We start from the raw sequence: 2,104 nt of genomic DNA on the forward strand, positions 1-2,104 counted from the left end.
CGGCGGCCGGCGCGGAAGCGGCGGTTCCGGAAGTGGCGGGGACGGTGGCGGCGGGTCCGGCCGCGGCGGGCAGGGCGGCGACCGGCACCTCGCGCCCCGCGTGCGACGCCGTGCCTCCGGCGCCCTCGAACGCTGGCCGTTCCGGCGCAAGCTGAACGCCATGGTGGTCGTCCCGATCGCCGCGATCGCCGCGATGCTCGCGTACGTCACCTACCAGCAGGTCGGCCAGGCGCAGTCGGCGGCGGCGACCTCCCGGCTGGTCCGCAACAGCCAGGCCGTCGCCGAGCTGATCGACGGCCTGCAGAACGAGCACCGCGAGGCGCTCCTCGTCTCGCTCCACTACGAGGCGCGGATCACCGAGGCGCAGGCCCCCGCCACGGCCGGCTACCGGGAGGCGCAGGCCGACGTCGACGCGCAGGCCCGCACCGTGGCCTCGTCGTTCGGCAACGAGCTGCCGCCCGCCGAGAGCGAGGCGCTCAAGGAGATCGGCGGCCTGTCCGCGCTGCGCCAGACCGTCGAGAACGGCCCGCTGCCCGCCGACAACATCGACCCCGCCTACTCGGCCGCGGTGGACGACCTCATCGACGGCCTCGACCTCGGCGGGTCCGCCGACCAGTCCGCGACCTCCTCGGCGAACATGCTGGACGCCCTGCTGCGTGCCGACACCGCCCACGCGTCCTTCGAGACCAGCGTGTTCGCCGCCCGCACGGGCGACCCGAACGCCCTCATCGAGTTCACCGGCGCCGTCGGCCAGTACGCCTCGTACACGTACCAGGCCGAACGTTTCACCCGGTACGCCACCACGCGCCAGGGCCAGGACATCGCGGGCATCGAGCGCAGCGAGCCGGAGAACATCATCGGGCAGCACTACGCGGCGCTCCAGGTCGACCCGGGCTCGCTCGTCGCCCAGCAGCCGGCCATGGTCCAGGACGCGCTGAGCACGGCCCTCTCGTCCGAACCGACCTACCTGCGCCAGGCCGACAACCGGCTGCGCATCACGCGCGCGCTGATCGGCCAGATCGCCCAGCAGGCCGGCGCCGCCTCGAACGCCGCCTGGTGGCGCGCGGGCATCCTGACGGGCGCCTCGGTCGCCGGCTTCCTGCTGTGGCTCGTCTTCTCGGTCTTCGCCCGCCGCTCGGTGATCCGGCCCGTGCAGGCCCTGACCGCCGCCGCCACCCGCGTGGCCGACCTGGCCGGGCGGGAGCTCTCGCGCGTGGCCGACGACGACTCCGTGGACACCGCGCCGCCGCGCCTCGAAGCGGTACCCGTGCCCGTGCAGGACGAGATCGGCGACCTCGCCGCCGCCTTCAACCAGGTCCAGGCGACCGCCACGGCGCTGCTCGAGCGCCAGGTGCTCGGCCGCCGCAACATCGCCGAGATGTTCGGCAACGTGGGCCGGCGCGTGTCCAACCTGACCGTACGGCAGCTGACGCTGATCGACGCGATCGAACGCGGCGAGACCAGCCCCGACGTGCTCGAACGCCTCTACCGCATCGACCACATCGCGGTGCGTCTGCAGCGCAACGCGGAGAGCCTGCTGCTGCTCGCCGGCATCCGCGACGACGCGCCGGAGACCGGTCCGACGGCGCTCACGGACGTCGTCCGCGCGGCGCTGGGCCAGATCGAGGGCTACCAGCGGGTCGCGCCGCGCGCGGAGAACGACGTCACCGTCGTGCCCGACGTCGTCGGCGACCTGACCCTGATGCTGGCAGAACTGCTGGAGAACGCGGTCGCGTTCTCCCCGTCGGGCAGCCGCGTCGAGGTGATCGTCCGATCCCGCGAGGAGGGCGGCGCCGACGACGGCGCGCTCGTCGAGATCGTCGACCACGGCCTCGGGATGGGCCCCGAGCGGCTTGAGGAGGAGAACGCGCGCCTCGTGCGCCGCGAGCGCCTCGACCTCGTGCCCACCAAGGTGCTCGGCCTGTTCGTGGTCGGCGGCCTGTCGCGGCGCTGGGGCATCCGGGTCACGCTGACCCGCACACCGGGCGGCGGGACCACCGCCTCCGTGCTCGTGCCGCCGTCGCTGCTGCTCGCGGGGCCCCTGCCCAAGGTCGGGCCGCGCGCGCTGGCCGCCGTGCCGGACCGCCGGGCGGTGGGCGGCGCG

1 protein-coding gene is annotated in these 2,104 nt (G+C 74.6%); it reads left to right on the forward strand.

Annotated features, from left to right (window positions below):
* Nucleotides 1–100: 100 nt before the first annotated feature.
* Nucleotides 101–2,104 (forward strand): sensor histidine kinase (locus L1885_RS27550; RefSeq protein WP_372482046.1); only part of this gene is annotated, 2,004 nt, incomplete at its 3' end.

Source organism: Streptomyces fuscigenes (assembly GCF_021556455.1).
Taxonomy (GTDB): Bacteria; Actinomycetota; Actinomycetes; order Streptomycetales; family Streptomycetaceae; genus Streptomyces; species Streptomyces fuscigenes.